Below are 23,005 nucleotides of genomic sequence, written 5' to 3' on the forward strand. Positions count from 1 at the left end.
ATCATTTCTACTCATTTAAGGTTATTCTCCTTCCGTTTCTTCTACCACATTCTGTAATTCGATCTTCAGCATCACGATATTATTCATTTCCTTTCCGTCAAAAGAGAAAAAATTTCCCGTCAACAGCAAACCATTGGCATTGTCGGAAGTCAATGAATATTGCGCATCATGCAACTGTCCGGAAAACCTGCCCGGTACATTGAATTTCTGAATGGCATTGCCTTCCATATCAAGGATAAGGAATCCTTGCCGGGTAACTCCGTCATATTTGTCGAACGTTCCGGTAACGACCAAATACGGACTGTGTTGTGCCGAATAGGGAGTAAGGTCCACTATTTTCGCGAAGTTGGCCATCCCTCCTTCCAGCCTGGGTTGTCCGTCTTCTTTGTGAAGCACAAAATCCGGGTCAAGCGTGCCGTCGGGGTTCAGAACGACAAGCCCGCTGACCTTCTGCCCATTGAAAGAAGTAAAATTACCGGTTATAACGATACGTTCCTGTTCCTCTCCGTTTACATCGGTATAGACGGTATGGGTGATTTTACTAATTTCAGAATCGGTTCCGGCATTCACATTTGCAAGAAAGGCCGGCTCTATATTGCCCTGCGCATCGATTTTCACCAGATTATGAACTGTCTGCCCGTCGAACTGCGTAATTTCCCCCACCATGATTACCGACTCGTCTTTCAGCAGGCAGGCGTCGTTGATATGGCCGACAGCGCCTTCTTTCGATTTCGTCTCCGGAGAGGCCGCGTCACGCCGGTAGGTCATATCCAACTCGCCGTTTTCATCCATACGCATCACGGACTTGGCTTCCGTATATACGTCTGAGGCAATGAGCTTATCCTTGTCCACATTGCAAGTAGAATTATCGTAATCCGTTTTGCAATGAGAATCGAAATTCCCTACTGCAATTATCTTTTTTCCTTGAACGGCAAAAGCGCGCACAATCTCATAGCCCAGCCCCGTGCCTCCTACAAATACCGGAACATTTATCTCCTGCAAGGTTCCGTTGGAATCGGAAAATTTCTTCTTCTCTGTTTTTACAGACAAATCGCTATTGAGCAGAAGCAAATTCTTGCAAGTAAACTGTCCTCCCAGATTCGTATAATATTTTTCATAATCGGAAAACAAACCGTACATTATCACCCGCGGCGCTGTTTCTTCATTATCTTCTTTCCAATAATCTAACCCGTTTACCTTACAATACAGGAACTCACCCATATTTTCCACATAATAAGAGCCTGCGTATATCCCGTTATTGACTTTGAACTTATCGGCTGTTCCATAACTTATCGCCCCTGTTTCACTGCTAACCATGGCAAGTCCGCCATAATTTTTGCTATTGCTGGCTTTATAGAAATCGCCACAAAGATAAAATTCAGTAACCTGACTGGTATTCTTCGACCACGGAACACAAGAAAGAATAACTCCCATATAAGGTCCGGTCTTATAATATTCAAATCCCTCGTCAATCGAAACACTTCCGGAAACATTGAAGTAGGGCCCGTAAAAAATCTGGTTTTCCAACACCATATAGGTAGAGCCCGAACTTACATTCTGGGGAATTACCGCTGTCAGAGTGGTATCGGTAGCGGCAGCTATCTCACAAATCTCATCAGAGATGTAAAACTGGAAATCGTATGAATATGTATCTCCTTCCCGATGGATATATTTGGCTAGTCCTTCCGTACGGAAAACGACTTCTTCCCCCGGTCCTGCGGTTTCCGGGTCGGGAGTTTCCGACAACAGTTTCACAGCCAGAGGCTCACGGCCGCCGGCATAGGGATCTTCCTTAATGGAATCTTCTTCATTGGCATTGCATCCGGCAAAAGCCAGCGTCAGGACAACTAAACACAACGCAACCGCTGTCCTGCAAAAACAAACTGTGACAGTCATTATCTTCCTATTCATCGTTCTTTGCATTTAATATATGTTTTTCATACTCTTTCTCTTTTTTCCATACAGCGGCGCGCTTGGCAGACGGATAGGTAATGCCTGCCTGAACGGCTTTCTGATAGAGAACCGACGGAGAAAATCCCAATCTGTGGTCAAGCCGGATAACATGTACGATGCCGTTGTCCGGCTCTATATTGCAGGATGCCACATAAGCGTACAACGGATATCCATAACCGGAATAGGCATACATGATTTGCCTGTATCCGGCATATTTGATGCCGTTGGCCTCACCGTAACATACTCCCATAGTCATCTTATAACTTTTATCGTAGGTAAAGTTCGTCTGTCCCGGATAGGTGCTTATTGCCGCCGTATCTATCTGGGCAATGTCATTCAAACGATATTTTCCTTGCATGACATACATTCCGATAATATCTTCCCATACGCTTTTATCTACTTGCGAAAGGTCTGTCACCTTCTCTTTACCGTCATAATTATATAAATAGTCATTCATATAATCTACACTCCGATCGATGGAAAAATCCGTGGGAGCGAAGAAAGTCACCTCTTCATTGCTTAATATATCGTTCCATTTCGTCATCTTGATTACTTTAACCAAATCTTCGAAAAGGTCGGGACGGGACTCAAGATACTGCATCACATTACCGTCAAAATAAGGATTGCTGACGCCTCCGTCTATCGCATAATCATCATTGCAACCGGCCATCGAAAACACGGACAGCAATATCGCGCATAATCCGCAAACTGTTTTTCCTATATTTTTCATTATTCCCATCATTATATCCATTGTGATTATCCTGTTCATACATTATTCCCAATAAGTGTTTTTAGTCATATAAGGGTTATTGTCCAGCGCACCTTTAAAAATAGGCCATGTCCATGCACCTTGTTTCAGGTTAGCGGTCGTTTCGCGATAGCCGCTCTCGTCTGCAAAGGTCGAGAAACTGGAATCGGTGATTTTCTCCGTTCTCACCAAATCATAAAAGTACTGTCCTTCTCCCATCAGTTCGCGTACACGTTCCCAGTAAATATCCGCGTCCAAATCCGTACCGGCCTCAAAATCCGGAGCTCCCGCCCGCTGGCGAATACGGTTCACTTCCTCCAGCGCTTTGTCTGACTCGCCTAACTTATTAAGCGCTTCCGCATAAAGCAAAATCGCATCGGCAAGACGGAATACAATATAATTGCCTGAATTGGGAATCAATGTGCTTCCGTAATGATCGGCATTCAACATCTTAACGATTTCCACATACGTATCGGAAGACGAACTTCCCGGGTTCTCCTCATCCGAGAAATACAGGTTCTTAAACCAAGAGGACTTTCGTCCGTCTTCCGTTTCCTGGGGATATAACTTCTGCAGGAAGACCTCGCTGTAGCGGAAATCCGGCTTCGTCTTATTCCGGACTTCATATACTACTTTAGTACACCACATATGGTCGGTCTTAAAGATTTCACCCGTTGTAATATTCTGCGCTATTTCAAATAATCCTTCATTGGAATCACCTTTAAAGACGTCACCCATCTGAGACATCGGCTGCAATGAATAATAGGTTCCGTCTACCCAAGAGTCTGATTCAGCCAATCGCTTGACTTCCTCATAATAGGTCTGGGCATTGTCCGGTTCAAAGAATACCAGCCACATATTGATATGCATCATCAATGTGAGCACAGCCCCGCGGTTGGCGCGCAAACTTCCGTTACCGTTACGCCACCGCAGGATGTTCCCTTCCGGATCGCTGTCCAATACCGACTGTAAATCCGCCAAACAATTCTTGAGTACCACCGACTTGTCTGTACGCGGCAACGGCTGGGCAAAAAATGCCTCCGTATAATAAGGGACATCACCGAACAACCGCACCATGAAAAAATAGGCAAGACTACGCATGAAACGGCATTCCGCCCTGTAACGTTCGCGTTCCACATCTGTAATTCCCTGGATATTGGCTATCTCCTGAATCATAATATTGGCGCTCTGCACTACTTTGTACATGTTCTTCCAATTATAAATAGCTCCAAAATCGGACGACTCTCCCTTATTGCTCCCGTCTTTTTTGTCTTTATAACTCCTCATGTCGTTCTGGAGCAGATATAGATAATTGTTTGCATTCTGGTCAAGAATCGGCGCACAACGTATGTCTCCGGCATAAAGGAAGAATCCGTTATCGGTAGTAGCTTTCCGGAAATGCTGGTAAATACTAAGCATAAAAGCTTCCGCATTGGCTTTTTCGCCATACCAGAACTTATCTCCCGGCAGTTTATCGTCATCATCAGTATCCAGATTACATCCGCAGAAAGTGGATGTAAAGATTAAAAGCAAACCTATTGTTATATATTTCAACATAATCTTCTCTTTTTAAAATATTTGATTATAAACCTAATACTACACCGACTGTCCATGTGCGGCTGTTAGGGTAACCGCCCGACGTATCCCGTCCCAGACCGTTTATGCTTTCAGGACTGATGCCGGAATAATTGGAGAAAGTCCAGATATTGTTGACCGACGCCTTCAGAGTAACGGCATCCACCCGCAAATAGTCCAGCCATTTTTTGGGCAAACGGTAAGAAAGGGAAACCGTATTAATCTTGAAAAAAGAACCGTCTTCCAAAAAGAGTGTCTGATTTTCGCGGAAAGGGTCGATTACTTTATTATGGTGATAGTCATAAGGATTAGGATATTTGGCGCCATAACGGTTGTCTTCCGTCCAGAAGTTGTAACGCTCTATAGGAGCCAACGCCGCATCTTTGCGCAGTTTCTCGATTTCTTTCCGTACCGGGCTCGTATATGCATCGAGGGTATTTGCCAGTACTGTGTTGATTGCGTCACGCTTGAATGTAAAAGAGGTGTTCACATGCATGCTGAATCCTTTATATGACAAATTGAAATAAAGTCCTCCGGTCATTAGAGGACGGGCATTGCCCGCTACCACCCTGTCATTCTCGTCAATCACATAGTCGCCGTTGATGTCCACCCAGATAGGGTCTCCAGCTTTAAAATAGGCTTCTTCACTATCATTTCCTTTTACTTTAAGGCGTTTTCCGGTTGCGGGGTTCACCGGTACATCCTCGTCCGTAGCATATACTCCTTTATTGATATAAAGCAACATCGAAGTCGTATTAGCTCCCAGACGGTTGGCTACCCAGGCGTCTCTATCAAGTATCTGACGGGCCTCATTCGGCAACTTGGTGATGATGTCCCTGTTTAGGGCAAAGTTTAATCCCACGCTAAGCCCCCACTTGCTCTGTAAAGGAAGAGGTTTTCCGGTCAATGACACTTCCAAACCGTAGTTCACCAGGCTGACATCCGTACTTGTCACCTTATCGAACCCTGAATGGTCCGGCAACTTAACGCTACTGATTTGATTGTCAATCTGGCGATAATATGCGTCGATATCGGCTCCCAGCCTGCCATTAAACATCGAGAACTCGTAACCTAAATTCCATGTAGTGGTACGTACCGGGTCAAGCTGCACATTGGGCAATTTGTCAAAGTTAATGGGGATGTATGATTCGCCGTTATAAGTGTATGAGTCTTTGACATCATAAGTTCCGTACACATCGTAACGGGTGGCTTTGTATTTCACAACCTGCCCCCAGGTTACACGAATACCCATCCTGTCGAGATTTGCGAAACGTTGCATGAATTTTTCATATCCCAGATTCCACCGGAACCCCAACGAAGGATTGAAGTTCCATTTTGTCCGTTTGCCGTACACCGAATTCAACTCCGGGCTTAATGTAGGCTCAAACACATACCGGTCACCTCCCGCCTTAAAAGAACCGATATTTTTAATGGAGAAGTTCGGAGTGAAAATAACCGAGAAAGTATTCTGGTTTTCGGAGACCTTAGCCGTTCCTTTCGACCTGCCGTGTCCCACAGGCCCTATGATATTATCATTGGGCAGTCCAACCATGGTAATGCTATTTCCCGTGCTTGACTTGTCTTCATAACGGATACCTGCCGTCAACCCCATATTGGCATATTTCAAATCGAACGTACGCTGAAAATACGTATTTATATATATCTTTGAAGAATTATTGCTGACATTTTCCGCAATGGCCTGATACTTGTTGTCCGCATTGCTCAAGATTGCAGGTGTCATTTTTTCCGTTTCGCTCGTATTATAAGAATAATTGAACGTACCCGCCCATTTGATATTAAACGGCAACCGGTATCCTAAATTCAACGTGGTGGAATAGCCGGACTGCACGGTCGAATTGGTCACGCCGAACACTTGCAAGGCATCCACGGAAGCCGAATAGAGAGAAGGAGGAGGCAACAATGACGAAGCGCTGGCGCCGCTCGCCACTCCCGACTGCGATACCGCATTACCGCTACCGGTACTATTATCCGTAAAACTGACTTTCATATCTACCCCGATGGTGAATTTGGAATTCGGAGACGTATAGTTCATATTTCCGGTCAAAGCATATCTATTGAAGTCGGTATTCTTCACGATACCTTTTTCCGTATAATAGTTGCCGTTGACTTTGTAGTTAAACTGTTCATTACCTCCGGAAAAACTTATATTATGGGAATGATTGTAAGTAACCCGGTAGAACTGTTCCTGCCAATTCGTATGATTATTAAAATAAGGGTTCAGGCTATCTGATATGGCAGGCATGAACATGACATCCCAAAAGCCGTGATAAAGCTGTGAGGTATCATTCTCCAATATCTGCCATTTCAACAAATTACGCTCCATGTTTCCAAGAACCACGTCACGAAGCCTGGGTGGAGTGGAAATTGTGAAGTTACCGGAATAAGTCACTTTAGGTTTGGGCGAATTTCCCTTTTTCGTTTCAATCAGAATCACTCCATAGGCTCCTTTCGAACCATAGAGGGAAGTAGCGGCGGCATCCTTCAAAATCTGGATATTGGCTATATCTTCAAAAGGAATCGTAGAAATAGGGCTCACTCCCGAACCGCTGACCAGACCGTTGGCGTCATAATCGCTTACATCGTCCTGAGGAATGCCGTCAACGACAAAAAGCGGCGCGGATGATGCCAAATCCCAATTATTATCATCTGCATTTCCTACAATCGAAATATCCGAGACACCCCGGATATTGAATGTACCCTGCGCTCCGGGAAGTCCGTTGTTCAACTGGATGTCCATACCGGCCACACGCCCCTGCAGAAGTGTCATGATGTTAGATACAGGTGTTTCCGCCAATTCTTCCGTTTTAATAACCGTGTTGGCAGATGTCACACTCGCCTTATTCACTCTCCGGTTACCGACAATCACGGTTTCTTCTATCTGGGTAACATCTTCTTCCAAATACACATTCATGCCTGAAACAGCCTTTTTCACCTTTATAATCGTCGGCCGGTAAGAGACATAACTGAAAACCAACTCTGAACCGACCGGGGCTTTGATTGTAAACCGTCCTTCCAAATCCGACGCCGTTCCGCGAATTGTCTTTTTCGTGTCAGCAGTACGACACCGAATATTTACTCCCGGAAACGTTTCATTATTCCCGGCCTTATCGTACACTGTACCGCTAATTACTACTTCCTGTGCCCCGACACCGGCAACAAGCGAAAATAATAAAAACAACAATAATGTATATCTATTTTTCATCTTTATCATGATTTAAGATTAATTGTCGACAGTAACCTCTTTTATATCACCCAAACGAGGTTTTCCTTTAGCAAAATGAACCAGTATCTCCCAATGAGCCTCTTTATAGATAGCAAAATCGAATACAAAAGAAGTACGCCGCCTGTATGTGGAAGAAATCCCGTACATATAACTCGTCGTAAATTTCACACTGGCTTTTTCCCCTTTTGAATCGGTATAAATGCTGCTGCCTGTAAAAAGGGGCAACGGATATGCCATATCATAGAATACTTCTTTATCGTCTACATGCTTTAAGAAACCTGCCTGAAACAAATTGTTCCAATTGGTTTCATTAAAACGCCGCGGGTCGATGCGTTCCCATGAAGGGCCATAGAAAGATATGGACAAGGTAGTATTGTCCTCTTGCCTGTCTTTATTCTCTCTAAAATAGATATGTATGTCTTCCGGTTCTATCATGTAAGAGATGCTTGTATGGCTGCCGCTCGAAGAGCTCTGCTTTTCTTCATAAAGCATTGTCGAAGTCTCCGGAGAAACGTATTCGGCTATTGCCAGTCCTGTTTCCGAATCATAAATGGAAGGTTCAAAATCGACCTCACGCTTAGGCCTGAGGCGCATCCGCTTGATGATTTTATATCCTCCCGAATTCGACACTTTCATATTAAAGACATAACCGGAATCGGGCTGGCAACGCAAAATCTCGGAATTTGCCTCACTCCACATGACTATCTCACCGCTATGCTTGACAACATCAAACAACCGCCGATATTCGGTTCCCCGTTTAGCATTTATTTCAGCTATGGACTTTTCCGTCCCAAGATAGGGTTTCTTCCACACACGCACCGGATAGTATTCTTCCAGTTCAGGCGCAGGCGTCCCGTCGGTATGCATCATATCGGTGATTTCAAACGTAAGCGGCAATGTAGAATTACTTGTATTGCATATATCCGTATAAAATGTGGTATGTCCCATCACCGGCTCGAAAGAAGTTTGCGTGAATGTCACGTCACGGTCAAACGCATCTTTTTCTTCCGGCAGGAAATTGTTCACACAACCGGTATTCATTACCAATAAAACGGCAAGTAAAGTTATACTGCCTGTTTTTATGCTGCCGTTATCCTTGTTCTTATTTTTCATGACCTACATTTTTAAAATAATGAATAAACTGCCCAAAACCGAACTCATGCCTCGGAATAAGGACATGAATCACTCCATTCACGGCATATATGTCCGTCCATAATACTTTAGTCGGTTCCCACCTGCTTTTCTCCAGCGTGTTGCGCATATCGTAAAAAGTAATGTCTTTCGGCCCGCCGCCTACAAAACCGCTGGCCGGCAATCTGCTATAAGTCAGATTCATCCTGTATTCATGCAAGTCCTGTACTATTTTTCCCTCGGATGAAGATACGGATGCCAATGCTTCCGTATCGTATATGCCCGGAAACATATAACGGCATACTAACGAATCAATCCGGTCTTTATAGATATAAATATCCGTATATTTCTCTTCCGTTTTTTCATCTGTCCGTTCTATTTCTTTGCAATAGTTCAGAAGCTTCTCCAATGTAAGCCCGCCTGCCGCATATTTCTCCGTTTCTGACGTTTCATCGGTAAAGTCACCGGCGTCCACAACCAAATCGTTCAGCCGGCGAAAATCATTCAAGGACTGCAAGGCATAACGGAAACAGCTATCGGGAACAGCCATAAAGGTATATTGACCGCTCTCATCCTGTAAACACTCTTTCAATTCTGCAAATTTCAACTTTACAGGACTGTCTTCATCGGTATAATCCATCAAATATAACAATGAGTCATAAGTGATTCCCAAACCCGGATCACCTTGTTGCAGATATTCATAAATAGTACCGTCAAACCGGCTCGTTCCTTGCGGTTGCAGTTCTTGAATATCGCTATTTACAACAGAAACATCCATACACGAGGAAAGTAAAAGTCCTCCCCATCCGCATACAACAGTTAATAATTTATTCATAGCATCCTATCTTTTATTTCCAATACGCATTTTGTACGATAGCCGGATTCTCCTTTATCACTTTTTCAGCCACAGGCCAGTAGATTCCGCCGTTATTCAGCAATTCCACCATTTTCATATCATCACCCACAATACGCGCCTCTCTGATACGGTCGAACCACCGGTGTCCTTCACCCATCAGTTCCCGACGCCGTTCCTGGAATATTTCTTTCAATAAATTCTTCACATTGCTATCCATATCTTTACTATAAGACAGATTGCGCACATTACGCAACGTACGGAGTTCATTCATGCAGGTTACCGCATCGTCCGGACGATTCAACATAGCCAATGCCTCAGCACGAAGTAACAGGATGTCTTCCAACCGGGAAAAAATAATAAATGAACTGTATGCTCCTAAATTATTCGAGTCGTCTTCTCCGTCCCGTACCACTTGTATCTTGGAAAATAACGGATATTCCAGATTCAACCCTGTCACATAATTGGTAAAGTATTGTACCGGCGACGCTGATTCGTCAATACCGAAACGGTTGTCCGACGTAAACTTGTTCATGAAGATGTTCCTCAACGTATCTACCGACAAATAAATGTCCGGAAGCTGCTTACGTACAATCGGTTCCGCCAATGTCCATGACTCTAGATGACCGTCAACGCCGGTTTCATTCACTTCAGTACCACTATACAGATAACCGAAAGCGACCAGACGCCCTGCCTTATAGTCATTACTGCATTTGGAACTGAACAAACCTGTTTGGCTAGTCAGGTTTTCTGTCGACACATAATAGGGAGTTCCTTTAATATAAGTACCTATATTATCAATCACATAGCCCGCATAGGCTTCCGTATTTACATAATTGCCAATCCAAGCTTCCACGTAAGCTAACAAGGCATAGACCGAAAGGCGGTTGATGAGCAATCCGCTCCATGTATTGCCATCGCCTTCATAGTATTTATCGGACGACGAGCCGAGTTGCAAAGGCAGCAATCGGGAAACTTCAAGCAATTCTCCCCTTACATATTCCAATACAGTCTGTGCATCTGTACGGGCGATTTCCGGAAATGAGCCATTATCATAAGACTGTGTTACCAAAGGCACGTCTCCCCACATCTGCACCATATAGAAATATGCCAACGCACGAAGGGCGCGCGCCTGCGCTACGTCATAGGTGTAATTGGTCTCGGAATAGGCTTTGTCCTTTTCTACTACTTTACCTGCATTCTCTATAAATACGCAGGCGGCATTAATCACTTTATAAAAACGCCTCCAATCGGATATCTGGCGGATATTCTCATAAGGAGCGTCCAGCCTGTTGTCGCGGATGGCCTGCAAATCATCGCGTACACGCACTGTAAAGTCTCCCATCCTCAAATCTCCCGCCGCCCAAAAAGCGTTATTTTCTCCCAAAGCCGTACGCATCAGGCCATAAATTCCAAACAAAGCGGAACGGGTATCTGTCAACGAGTTCCATTGCTGCTCTTGAGTGGCCACATGGAAAAAAGCATCATCATTCTCTAACAAGTCGCTGCATGAAGAAAAGAACAGGATGGAAGCAATCGCCCAGGGCTTCATCATTTTTTTGAGCCATATCATTTGATTCATATATTATAAATGTATTAGATTAAAAATTAAACCTCAATCCGACAATCACCGAACGGGACAGCGGCTGGCCGTATCCTCTATAGTATCCGTCAATATCCACCAGTTCCGGGTCGTCCCCGCTAAAACCGGTGACTGTGAACAAATTACTGCCTGTAACATAAAAATAGATATTATCCAGCTTGCTTTTGGAGTTTTCCTTTTTTTTGCCGCCGCCTTTATAAGCTTTCTTTTTGACGGGCAATGTATAGCCTAACGTCAACGAACGCAATTTCAGGTAAGAAAGTTTTTCCAGGAACATGTCTTGTTCCGCACGGTAAGGCGTGAGGCCGCTCATCTGGTTATATAAAGGGTAATCATCTTTATCGTTCGTATTCTGCCAGAAAAAGATTTCACGCAAGCTTTCCAGAGAGGGCGTATTCTCCAGAGCCAGGAAATTGTAACGTTGCGACGAACGGTAATTTACGGCGTCATGCCCTAAGGCAAAGAAGAGATTTATCCCTAAATCAAACCGGCCCAGTTTAAAGTTATTAATGAAACTTCCCGTCACAGGGGGAAGGCTGTGTCCTGTCAGGACTTTATCATCGTCATTAATCACATTATCGCCGTTCATATCTTTCCACTTCGGGTCATTTTTAGCAAACAAGACGGAATTCATCGAAAGCCTTTCGCCGTTTTGCACGGGAACTTCCGCATCGGAAGCATAGACTCCTTCATTCCGGTAAAGCCAAAATTGGTCTATGGCATGCCCTACCTTCAGTTTGCGGTTGCCGATTACCAGCTCGTCCAGATTTTCAGGCAGTTCCAACAATTCATTTTTATTATAGGCTAACGAGAATGAAGCATCCCATGAAAAACCGTCCGGATTATGGAAGGGCTTTCCCGAAAGTGATATTTCGATTCCCGAATTCCGGATTTTCATGCCGTTGGCATATTTATACTGATACCCGTATTCCCGGCTGACAGGAATCGTTGTAATCAAATCGCAGTCCGTATTGTTATAATACTCAACATCCAACGTCAAACGCCGGTTGAAAAATGAAATGTTCATCCCCGCATTCCATTTATCGGCATAAGGCCATCCGAGCCCGTAGCCTACCCACCCCGTATTATAGGGACGGGCGACTGTAGCGTATCCGTAGTAGGAAGACATCACCGGTTGCCCGATACCGGTCAGCTCTTCTCCCGTATATTGCGGGCCGGCCGCAAACCGGTTGTTATCCTGATAACGCCCTATCCTCGCCCATGCTCCGCGCACCGACCAGTCTGATACGGAAACGACATTTTTCAACAGGTAATCTTTCAGATTCACTGTCAGGCTGGCTGCCGGTGTAAACAGCCACCGGTTATCCTTTTGGACGTTGGACGAACCGTCCGCACGCAAAACGAGCTGGGCGTCAATCAGGTTACGATAGCGATAGTCAACTGAGAACAGTGTACTCACCATATTATTTTGCATCTTATCTACAAAACGTTTCATATATTGGAATCCTCCACTATTGGTAGAGGGCTTTGTGTCATCGTCTCCGTCATAGGCTTGCGTATAGTTATAATGTTGCAGGCTTTTCATGATAATCTCCTGCAGCCCGACTTTCAGGAAATGGGTGTTCCGAATGTCGAACTTATAGTCGGCGGACGACTGCCAAATCAACCGGCGGTTATATCCGGAATAGTTGGAAACATAGTTTACGGATTCCATCAGGGCTTTCGGCCAAAACACATGCCGGACATTCGTATTGTAGTCCAGCAATAAACGAGTGTCTACGTATAATCCTTTCCAATCATAGTTCACCGCCAGGTATCCGTTTAACAGATTGTTCTGGTTGTCATTCTTTTTATACTCTTCGTAAACATCGAGATATGAACGGTAAACAGAAGGTACAGGTGAAAGAGGGGTCGTCAGATCCGGCAAATATTCAATCTCGGCATAACGGTCGCGCAAATTACGGTTACCGTCGCGTGAAACACGTGAGGCGTTAATCAAACAGGACATTCCCAACTGTTCCAGCAGTTTTATATTTAACGCGAAGCTAGCTGTCAGCTTATCAAAACCGGTCTCATCAGCCACTCCGTTATTGCCCGTATAACCGAGCATGAACATATAATTAGAAAAACGTCCTCCGCTTCCCATAGAAGCGCTGAATTTGTAAAGAGGAGCCATGCTGTAATAATCGTCTGCCCACCCCGGTTCACCGAAAAAATTCATGTCGCGCACATCTTTCATCCATGCCGGCATCTTGTTTAAATAGGCAATACGCTGGGCATCGGTAGCGCAATAATCGGTAAAACGCATTCGAAAAGCGTAATCGTTGGCTGCATTTGTCATTTTTACTTCCGGCGGCGGAATGGCTATTCCTCCATTGGCATGGATAAACATGTTGCTGCCTCCATAATAGCCGTCTTTCAGGTTGACCAGAATGGCGCCATTGACAGCAAGCGGTCCTAACTTTGCCAAACGGGCGGCATCTTTCACGACTTCTATAGAGGCTACGTTATCCAAATTCAACCCTGACAATATATTGGTAGCCGTTCCAACCGGATTCACTTCAGTCGACTTAATCCCATATACAAATGCATCATTCGTCAGCAAAGGGATGCCATTGAGATAAACGACCGGTTGCGCGGAAGACATGTCTCCTCTCGAAAATACAGGAGTAGACAACCCGCGGATTAATATATTTTGAATGCTGCCCGGTTCGCCGGTCGTCTCTTGTACATATACGCCCGGCAGTGTCCCTTTCAAATATTGCTGTACGGAGATGTAGGAAGAACGGGATAAATTCCACAAATCAAGCGTGTCTTTAAACTGGTAAAAATTTACATTTTCTACCCTGCAAACAGAATCTGTTTTTCCAATCGGTTGCCCGGCATTCTCATCCGGCAAAATACTATCCTTGGCGAGGAGATATCCGCCACTCCGAATCGCTCTCATCTCGCTTCCGAATCCCAACAAAGCTACAATAGCACAAAAACGAATTATCGCATTTTTCATCTGTTGATTAGACTTTAATATATTATTAAACATTTATTCATAGACGTATCAGACGATTGCAAATGAAAATAAAATATCATTAAACTACGCCCGAATTTGATTCAAAAAGGTACAAATTCAAACCAAACGATGTTTTAAACTTCCTATGGCTAAAAATCATTCAAAAAGGTATAAATATGATTCAGGACCATTAAACCCCTCCGGCTGCAGAACGATTCTTTGTCCTCGTTTCATCATTGCATCAACGCTTTTGCCACATGGACAAACTCGCCATTTTCCGCTATTCCTTCCATTATTAGAAAATAATTGCCCGGCTGGTCGGAAGTATAAAAAGAGAAAGATGCATCACCCCGTTCGTCCGCCGCCAACCTCGGACTCCAATAAAGAGTTGTACGCAAATCCGGAATTTCACTGCTTTTCCCGACCGGCGCACCATACTTGGGTGAATAGAACTCCACCGGTTGCTGATATCCCAAAGGATAGAACGTGGCATTACTCATATTCCGCTGCCGGATATCATCATAATATTTTGACCACCATCCCAAACAACGGGAATCAAAACCGTCTTTTGTCGTTACGTTCAGAATCGCAACTGTTTCCTGCTTCCGGGGAATATGACAATAAGCCTGGCATAAATCACGCCCGGTATTCAAATAGTATTTTTCACTCCATTTCAATGTTCCTCTTAGCAAGGCGTTCGCCTTATCCCGCCCGACATCTTTTACCAGGACCATATTCTCAATATCTCCGGGAGTAATCCAATTGACCAGGATATCCGGTTTACAGAAATTGTCATCCACAAACAATAATATCCTCTGGTTGCCGTAATAGACCATTTCTTCCACCAACTGCGAAGTCCGGGAGGAACTGCTTTCTATCGCATCTGATTCATATCCGCTAAGCAATGAGGTATCTTGGACTGCCAGCAACGCATCCGCCTCCAACCGCGCCTGCATCGCTTCCGTATCTTCCGCCAATGTGGAAACCGTCAGTCCTTGCGATTTCAGCAATGTACGCATATCTTTATAGCGGACTGTCTCTTTGTCCGTGAGCATATGATAATCACGGCTTCCCCACATGGGAGCTTTGACAACAATATCCTGCAACATAAAATGCAAATTGTCTAAACGGGTGATTAATTCCATGTCTTCTTTCAATACGCTGTGCACGGAATCGTCGTCCAACGGAGTTTGGGGATAAAGAGGCATGTTCCGGGGATAGTCTCTGTCAAAGAGTTCTATTTTTCCTGTTCTTTTTGCTTGCAGTTGAACGGCATTAATATGGAAGCCGCTGCCTTCGGCATAAGCAATGCTGTCAAAACAGAAATATCCGTCTTTGTCGGTTGAAACAAACCGGCGGAATCCTTTCAGCTTGCCTGTTCCGGAAATGGAAACAAGATGTTCGTCATTCGACTTCGACAAAAAACCTCCGGCAGCGACCGCGCGCCCCCGTATCGCCATTTCCGTGTGTTTTTCCAACACAGGCATTTTATATTTGCCTTGGATAACTTCCGGCAGTTCATACCGTCGCCATCCTTGTGTCAACATAAGTAAGTCCAGGCTGGTCCTGGCTGCAGAATTTCCTTTTCTAAAATAGAATCCGGGAGATTTTATGGTTCCTTTCAGTTCGGATGTCAGCAATAAATGAGAAAAAATATCATAGCAGGAATCAACTGCCGCAAACTTGCCGTCAACCACCGATACCGAATAGACTCCTTTTAAAGGTTGCCCGTTAAAATCCCGAAGATTGACATTCACTGAAATTGCTTCCCGTTTCTGTGTCGGAGAACCGGCTACGGACAAATCACAAACCGTAGGAAGATAGGAATCGGAAAAGGCCAGGCGCTCACTTAATATCCGTCCTTCTTGGTTCAGCAATAAAAATTGGACAACGCCGGCCGGAAAATATTGCTTAGGAAACAAGTATTTTTTCTGGGGGTCTTTCCATTCTTCCGATACAACGACAATTCCGCGAACATGGGCTACCAGATAAAGGGGTTCGACCGGTGACTTCTCTACCGATAATAAAGAGACTCTGAAATTCTCGCGTTGCGTATCAACCCTCAAACCGTATAACGCCTTTGAATCAACAGAAGGTAACTGAAATTCTTTGCTTTTTCCTAAAGCATCCGTACACTTAACCGTATAGGATTTGCCTGCTTCCGGAGTTAAAACAAATGTTCCCATCCCTTCGTGAAGGGTACGGGCCGAAGCGAGCACTTCACCGGATTCATCCAAAATATCCATACTGACATCCACAGCATTTCCGGTATGCCCCATTGCCTTAAAAGCGACACGGCAGGCTTGGCCCGCCAACAAATACCCTCCTTCCGGATAGAACGTTACATCATAATCCTCATTTCGGGTACTTACCGGAAGAAACCGACTATAGCTGTTGCCTACGGTATCTTTCATGGATAAGAGCCATGAGGAATTGCTTTTCCAATCGTTTTTCCCCCACTTGACTTCCACCCCGTCTTTCATTTCCGTCAATTCCAATTTTACAGCCGGCTTATTCTTTACCGACATATCAGCCCGGCAAAGTTGCAGCGGCTTATCTCCGGAAGCAAACGTTAACGTCATGTTTTGCGTCTTACCGTCACGTTCTGACAAGGCCCTCATATTCACTTTATTCCATGAAATGGAGATAACTCTTACAGGACGTCTGAAAATACATTCGTTCCCGTTTTTTAACATATAACGGGAATATGCGCGTAACGTATAATCGCCGTCAGGCAACTCTTTGGCTAAAGAAAGATAACCGTGGTAAATTCCGTTATCAGGACCTATTAACGCCTGCGATACAACAGAATCCAAAGGATTTGCCAGTTCCACGTATATGTATTTGCCATGCAAAGGCGTATGCAATGCAGCATCGACAATATAAGATCTGAACCACACTGTATCCCCAGCCATATATGTTCCTTTGTCAGTATGTAAATACACTTTTTCTTGTGGGAATATACTCAGTTGCGTCACAAAACGATTCACCAGAGAATCTTTATCGAACTTTTCCGTTTGGCTGTATCCTTTTATTGCGCCTGTCACAGCCAGGCTCATTATCAACAAAAAACAAATTCTTTTCATTATATATCATTCGTTTGGTTTACAAAAACAGGGAATCCGTTATTCACTCCTTTTTTGTCCCGGCTCCATCGGGAAAACACATCTTTTCTGTCTGCCCACTGATTTAACAATTCTACGAATTCTTCCTGTTTCATCTCGGCATCACTGAAATATCTGAAAGACTCAGGTATCTTCATTGTTCCATACATAATTTTACTCCATACATCCGAACGGATTTTACTTCCTTCAAAACGGGGCCGCTTTATATCGGTCAGATTACAGGATTCCTCACTCCAGTAACAAGCGGCGCCGTCGCGCTCGATACGGTCTATTGTCGGTATGGTTATTTTTTCCGGATTGGCAAAATACGCATATACTCCTACCAATCCGTCAGTCACAACAGGATATTCGGTATGAATCTTTCCGGAACTATAATTATTGGCAAATACGACTTTCCATGTGGAAATCTGGATGGGATGCAGGCTTATGTGTCCGGCAATGCCGCCCGCCACATCTCTTGCCATAATCTTTCCCGTATTATAGCAATTAGCCACGGTATCATTAGGAAGTTCTTTCAATCCCGTATTTTCTACAGACTTCTGATAAGGTTCGGTAAACTCGCCTATGATACCTCCTACATGCTCATAACGCCCGATAACTTCTCCTCTATTGAAAGAATTATAAACGGAACCACCCTCAAAATAACCAATCAGCCCTCCCACACAACGATGACCGTAGATTTTGCCGTAGTTACTACATCCGACTATACGATTCTGACCGAAAGAAAAACCGATAAGCCCTCCCGTGAAATTACGTTCACTCTCAATAACAGCTCCATTTGAACAATTCAGAATTTGAGTATTGCACGAGATATAACCTGCAAGGGCGCCAACGTAATTATAAGCAATGATATGGGAATAACGGATATGGATGTTTTTTACCGTTGCTCTCTTCAAGCACCCAAAAAGACCTTGATGAAAAGTTTCGGAACCTGTTTTTATGAATAACCCGGAAATAGTATGCCCGTTGCCATCAAAAGTTCCCTCGAAAGGTGTCTTTAACGTTCCAACCGGAATCCATGACTTCATTTTTGTCTGCCGGTTCCATTTCTGCCATCCGGTCGTATCATTCAGCCAGATATCTGCAGACAGTCTTACTACTTTTCCCCGATATGAATTTCCGCTATTTACCGATTTGGCAAAGGCTTTCAAATCTTCAACCGTAGAAATTATCAACGGGCTCTCTGTATATTGAGCTGCTTTTAGAACAGAAATAAAAGCCATACATATACTCAATATAATCAATCGTTTTTCCATTTACTATAAAATTAAGATTCGTACTCGTATATCCAAAGACAAAATTGAGATTTTTTAAAAGAAACGGAGTACAAGAATCAACCAAATGAGTTTAAAATTAAAGCAACAGTCAAATAATCTATCCAACCTATCGCCGTTAGTCTGAAAATCATTCATAAAGTCCGAAAAACAATAATATTTCAATTCTTAATCAAGTAACCGGCATGTCTGTAGAACACGATAAATACCAGTTATATTTTATCCATATAACTGATATCCGAAGCAAACCATACAATTTTAGATTCATTTATTTTTTAGTATCGACTTTCTGATACTCTTTAGGAGTTACTCCAAACTCCTCTTTGAAACAAGTCGAAAAATATTTCGGATTGGAAAATCCGCAAGCGTATGCCACTTCCGAAACGGAAACCGATTTATTTTTCAACATTTTCACTCCTTGTTTCAAACGGACATTCCGGATAAATTCCACCGGAGACAACCCCACGATAGCTTTTGTCTTCCGGTAAAGAGAAGATTTAGACATTGCCAGAGCATCGGCCAACTGGACAACATCGAATGTGGGCGAAGACAAATTTTCCTGTATGGCTTCTATCACTTTTCTCAAAAATTCCTTATCAATATCAGTGGTATCCAACAAATTGAAGTTTATCTCTTCTATATCGGTACGGAACTCTTCCTGCTTGCTCTTCTTATCTGTCAGGAAATTATCAATGCGCGCTTCAAGCACCTTTAATTCAAAAGGTTTCGAGATGTATGCATTAGCTCCGGCATTATAACATTCAATACGGTCTTCCGCCGTATTTTTCGCAGTTAGCAGAATAATAGGTATATGGCTTGTTTCCAAATTCCCCTTGATGATGCGGCATAATTCCAGACCGTCCATCTCCGGCATCATAATGTCGCTTATAATGATATCGACTTCATTATCATTCATCAGTTCCAAAGCTTCCACGCCATTCTTAGCCATCACCACATGATAGTGCCTGGACAAAATACGTTCCATTAAATATAACAGTTCTTCATTGTCTTCGACCAGCAGAAGCCGAATATCGCTTACGGCGGCATCTGCCATTTCTCCTTCCATCTGTTCCCAATCCAGAATATTACTCTCCGCATTCACATCGCAGGTTCCATTTTCATTTATCTGTTCTTGGGATGACTCTATTTCATTTTCCGTATAACTGTCTTTATCAATCGGAATAATTACCGTAAATGAGGTTCCTTTTCCGACTTCACTTTCCACGTCAATCGTTCCATGATGCAACTCTAGCAAATCTTTTGCAAGCGAAAGGCCGATGCCGTTGGTTTCACTTGTCCTCCAATGCCGGCTTGTATAAAACCTCGTAAATATCTTATCCAAATCTTCCGCAGCGATTCCCCGCCCGGTGTCGCTGACTATAATAGACAGATAGGTATGGCATTCTTGTGAGAAAGTAGATAAAGCTATTTTTATTTTCCCGCCTTCTTCCGTATATTTATATGCATTGGATAAAAGGTTAGAGACTACTTTGTCTATCTTGTCCGCGTCAAAATATCCCTGTACCGTGTCCTCTTCCGGCTCAAAGGCGAAGGCTATTTTCTTCTTCTGAATCAATGGCATAAAATTGGAATTGCAAACACTACGTACCAAAGAGACCACATCTCCCGCAGCGACTTTCAGTTTCATGTTTCCACTCTCGACCTTACGGAAATCAAGAATTTGCTGCAACAGCCTTTTCAATCGGTTCACATTGGCGCGAATCATTTCAAACTGTGGAATCTTATTCTTGTATGTAATTTCCGCATCGTCAATTAAACAAGTGATAATAGTAAGCGGAGTAAGAAGGTCATGAGAAATATTCGTAAAATAGCGCAATTTTGCCTGAACCAATTCTTCCGATTTTTCCTTTTCTATTTGAACGATTCTCAATTCGTGACGCAGTTGCATCCGCCGCTTCGTTCTGTAATAGAAAGAATAACAGAGCAATAAGACAAATATAAAATAAGCTGTATAAGCCCACCAGGTTTCGTAGAAGGCCGGAGCTTTCTTTACCTTTATTTTGGTTACAAGGCTACTCCATAACCCATTTACATCCGTGGCTTTTACACAAAAGGAACGTTCTCCTTTGGGAAGCCGGTTATAATAAGCGAACTGGCGTCCATCCTTTATATATACCCAATCTTTATCTACGCCTTCCATTTTATAGGCATATTGAATCTTGGCCGGAAAACTGTAGTTCAAAGAAGAGAAGTCTATTTCAATATTCTGGTCTTCTGCATTCAGACTTAATGTCTGTTTGAGCAAATTAAAGCGTTCATTGGGCTTTCCTGTCAATAATGATTCATCTCCCATTTTTACATCTACAATATGTGTCCGTATCCTCTTCGGCTCATCGGCCAATTGCTTGTACGGAACAAATACGGCAATACCCCTGTTCCCTCCATAAAACATTTCTCCTGCCGGGCTTTTAAAACAGGAATGCTTCGGGAAAGAATTTACAACGATATCCTCACCTGCCAGATAAGTAATCTGCCCTCCGGTCTTAGGGTCATACTCAATAATCCTCTTGTTTGTAGAAATCCAAAGATGCCCCGTATCGTCCGTCACCATATCCTGTACACCTTCGGTTAAAGTCGGGAATACATCCGAATAATCTTCAATTTCCTTGTTTTTTTGATTGTACAAAAAGACGTAACCTTCCTGGCTTCCCATCCAGATCCGTCCTTCCGTATCCGTACATAAATCTTCAATATTATCACTTATCAAGTGTCCCGACGCCGTATCAAATTTGACGATATTCTCTTTCTTAACCCTAAAATCTTCAGACACGGTCAAACAAAATACGCCATTACGCCTGGTACTAACCCAGATATGTCCCGAATCATCTTCCACCAAACCTGTTATCTCTTTTTGAAGGAAACCTGTTTCTTTTAATATTCCGTGACTGCCGGCCGGTTTTACAAACAATCCCAGCGATGTTACAATCCAGATATTGCATTTTCTGTCTTCATAAAAAAATTGCGGATTATTTCCCGCACCCTTTACATATTCCTGCAGGTTTATGGTAGAAACAAGCCGTATCTGCCCTTTCTCTTTTTTCAAAGTATAAATAACCGGCTGATAGGAAGGTCCAATCCATATTTCATCGTCCAAAGAGGAATATCCGATATAATTGACGGTCTCCATCCCCAACAAACCGCTCAAGCCCGGTATGTCCTTATACCACACAATCTCATCGCTGTTTTTTTTATAAATTCCCAACCCTAAACGATTCTGGTTGATCCAGATGTCATCTTCCTTATCTTTATAAATGGCCTGGATATTAGTCGTTAACCCTATTGTTTTCTTAATAGAGGCTAAAGGATAATTCTGAATAACCGGCTTGTCCATATTGATATAAGCTACTCCTTCATTAAAAGAGGCAATCCATAGATTACCTGCCTTGTCTTTACATATTTCACTAAAGATATTATTCAGTTTTGAGGAGATATTGCTGATATCAATCATTTCCACCGAATTATCGACTCTTTTCCGGATTGCATAAAGTCCGCGAGAACTGACTAACCACAGATATCCGTACTTATCATCCTGCTGAATACTGAAAAAAGTGCCGTTTGAGGATAATTCTCCCGGTTTAACGCTCTTCACCGGTATATAAACCTGCTCATCTTTTTCTTCCGGATAAAATCTGTAAAGGCCCTCTCCCCAAGTACCTATCCAATGTTGTTTTTTATCATCCTGAAACACGCAAAACGGATTGTTTTCCTTCCCTAACTTCGGATATTTAACAAATGTATCTTTTGTCCGGTCATAACGAAAGATTCCTTTTCTCCAGAAAGTCACCCAAATATTATTATCCGAATCTTCATAAATGGAATTCACACTGGTAACCGGTAAAGAGCTGTCATATCTTTTACATACAGAGAAATCACTGGAACATCTATATAAAGCAATATAAGTCCCTACCCAGATATATCCTCTTGAATCAAAAAGAATTGAACGAATCTCCTGATCCTTCAATTCTTCATTATCTATGTGATAAATTTCATAGGTTTTCTTATTCAGGATATTCAATCCTTTCTTTGTTCCAATCAATACACGTTCCCACGAATCCGCAAGGCTCGTAATCTGGTTGTCCGTCAAAAGGTTCGGAGTCGTTTTTCCGGACCGGAAAGTCAACACGCGGTATCCGTCGTAACGGGACAACCCTTCGCGTGTGCCGAACCACATAAAACCTTCGCGATCCTGAAAAATCCTCTGGACGGAATTGGAAGGCAACTGACCGCTCAAAGGAAGTACATCAACGGACAATTCCTGGGCAGTAACGAAGCTCCATATTAAATATAAAAACAGAAATATAATACTCCTTTTCTTTATTTCCATAGTATCCCATAATTTTTAGTACAATATTAAAGCAAAATATATTTTCAAGCAAGCCATTTAAGATTAAATTGAAATGAAACGATGTTTATGAACGATTTTCAAACCTTTTGAATGATTTTCAGACCTCCTAAAATACCAATAAAAACGGCTAATTTAAAATTATACGTATTTGATTAATTCAAGGAC

Annotated in this window: 11 protein-coding genes; all 11 read right to left on the reverse strand. The window is 43.2% G+C overall.

Annotated features, from left to right (window positions below; all coding sequences use genetic code 11):
- Window positions 1–21: 21 nt before the first annotated feature.
- Window positions 22–1,911, reverse strand: a complete 1,890-nt coding sequence (locus Q5076_RS03610) for a DUF5008 domain-containing protein (RefSeq protein WP_303010888.1) — start codon at window positions 1,909–1,911, stop codon at window positions 22–24.
- A complete protein-coding gene (locus Q5076_RS03615) occupies window positions 1,904–2,683 on the reverse strand; it encodes a fasciclin domain-containing protein (RefSeq protein ID WP_303010889.1) in 780 nt (259 codons plus the stop codon). Before Q5076_RS03615 ends, Q5076_RS03610 begins: the two co-directional genes overlap by 8 nt.
- Window positions 2,684–2,725: 42 nt before the next feature.
- On the reverse strand, window positions 2,726–4,258 hold the full coding sequence (locus Q5076_RS03620) for a RagB/SusD family nutrient uptake outer membrane protein (RefSeq protein WP_303010890.1): 1,533 nt from the start codon (window positions 4,256–4,258) through the stop codon (window positions 2,726–2,728).
- 25 nt (window positions 4,259–4,283) lie between these two features.
- Window positions 4,284–7,499, reverse strand: a complete 3,216-nt coding sequence (locus tag Q5076_RS03625; protein ID WP_303010891.1) for a SusC/RagA family TonB-linked outer membrane protein — start codon at window positions 7,497–7,499, stop codon at window positions 4,284–4,286.
- An 18-nt stretch (window positions 7,500–7,517) separates the two neighbouring features.
- Window positions 7,518–8,633 carry a DUF5007 domain-containing protein gene (locus Q5076_RS03630; RefSeq protein ID WP_303010893.1) on the reverse strand — a complete coding sequence of 372 codons (1,116 nt, stop codon included), beginning with the start codon at window positions 8,631–8,633 and terminating at the stop codon, window positions 7,518–7,520.
- The gene (locus tag Q5076_RS03635; protein WP_303010896.1) at window positions 8,623–9,486 is read right to left on the reverse strand and encodes a hypothetical protein; all 864 of its coding nucleotides are present in this window, start codon (window positions 9,484–9,486) and stop codon (window positions 8,623–8,625) included. The genes Q5076_RS03630 and Q5076_RS03635 overlap by 11 nt, the downstream gene beginning before the upstream one ends.
- Window positions 9,487–9,499: 13 nt before the next feature.
- The gene (locus tag Q5076_RS03640; RefSeq protein ID WP_303010897.1) at window positions 9,500–11,077 is read right to left on the reverse strand and encodes a RagB/SusD family nutrient uptake outer membrane protein; all 1,578 of its coding nucleotides are present in this window, start codon (window positions 11,075–11,077) and stop codon (window positions 9,500–9,502) included.
- A 28-nt stretch (window positions 11,078–11,105) separates the two neighbouring features.
- Window positions 11,106–14,075: a SusC/RagA family TonB-linked outer membrane protein gene (locus Q5076_RS03645; protein WP_303010899.1), complete on the reverse strand. Its 2,970-nt coding sequence runs from the start codon at window positions 14,073–14,075 to the stop codon at window positions 11,106–11,108.
- A gap of 233 nt (window positions 14,076–14,308) precedes the next feature.
- Window positions 14,309–17,161, reverse strand: a complete 2,853-nt coding sequence (locus tag Q5076_RS03650; RefSeq protein ID WP_303010901.1) for an MG2 domain-containing protein — start codon at window positions 17,159–17,161, stop codon at window positions 14,309–14,311.
- Complete coding sequence (locus Q5076_RS03655) at window positions 17,161–18,456, reverse strand: hypothetical protein (protein WP_303010903.1); 1,296 nt, start codon at window positions 18,454–18,456, stop codon at window positions 17,161–17,163. The genes Q5076_RS03650 and Q5076_RS03655 overlap by 1 nt, the downstream gene beginning before the upstream one ends.
- 286 nt (window positions 18,457–18,742) lie before the next feature.
- A complete protein-coding gene (locus Q5076_RS03660) occupies window positions 18,743–22,819 on the reverse strand; it encodes a hybrid sensor histidine kinase/response regulator transcription factor (RefSeq protein ID WP_303010919.1) in 4,077 nt (1,358 codons plus the stop codon).
- Between the last annotated feature and the right edge of the window lie 186 nt (window positions 22,820–23,005).

The organism is uncultured Bacteroides sp. (assembly GCF_958445495.1).
GTDB lineage: Bacteria > Bacteroidota > Bacteroidia > Bacteroidales > Bacteroidaceae > Bacteroides.